The sequence below is a fragment of the Stenotrophomonas sp. P5_B8 genome (genome assembly GCF_054049855.1).
Map to the genome: position 1 here is coordinate 1 of NZ_JBFULO010000873.1, position 587 is coordinate 587.

Annotated in this window: 1 protein-coding gene and 1 pseudogene; one reads left to right on the forward strand and one right to left on the reverse strand. The window is 55.8% G+C overall.

Annotated elements, in window-relative coordinates; translation table 11 throughout:
- The coding region (locus ACXJKH_RS21925) for a hypothetical protein (RefSeq protein ID WP_457322546.1) at positions 1-186 on the forward strand (186 nt) is incomplete at its 5' end.
- 188 nt (positions 187-374) lie between these two features.
- On the opposite strand, the pseudogene ACXJKH_RS21930 reads toward ACXJKH_RS21925, so the two are convergent.
- A pseudogene (locus ACXJKH_RS21930) lies at positions 375-587 on the reverse strand (hypothetical protein); the annotation flags it as partial.

The window sequence follows — 587 nt, forward strand, 5'->3', positions numbered from 1 at the left end:
CTTCTCAGCAAGCTCTCGGCAGTAAAGGGTTTCGGAGTGGTAGTGGAGACTCCTGCAGATGTCATGGCAATTTCCTTGATTTCCTTCGTGCTTCTTGCGCTTGCGCACGCGCAGAGCGAGGTGGCTAGGATAGCGGTGATGAGTAGTCTTGATGAAAGGAATTTCGACATTGACTTTCCCTGCTGACCGTTTGAATCGGTCAAGTTGATTTCCGACCAAGCTCGCGGTAAAGATACTTCCTTCCGTTCCTGTGGCCACGGCGCGGTGTCTTCGCCGAGTCTAYGACCCATAAGCTGAGGTGTGCCCGGTCTCTTTGATAGGGCATGATTATCCGTTGCACTGGCCTGCATCGCGAGATTGCAGGACTGCGCCTCTTAATCCACGGTCACATGCCGAACGCAGGCATGTGCGATTTCCTGGGGCGAGGTCGACGCCTCTCCGATCCTGTCCACGATGACGCTCATGCTGTCGCGCTGAAACTGCTCGTAGGCAACTCTGCCGTGCTCGCCGCGTACAGTCTCGCGTACGAAGCCCTGGGCTTGGAGGTCAGATGCGAACCGATCAAAGTCGATCTGGCATATGCCCGA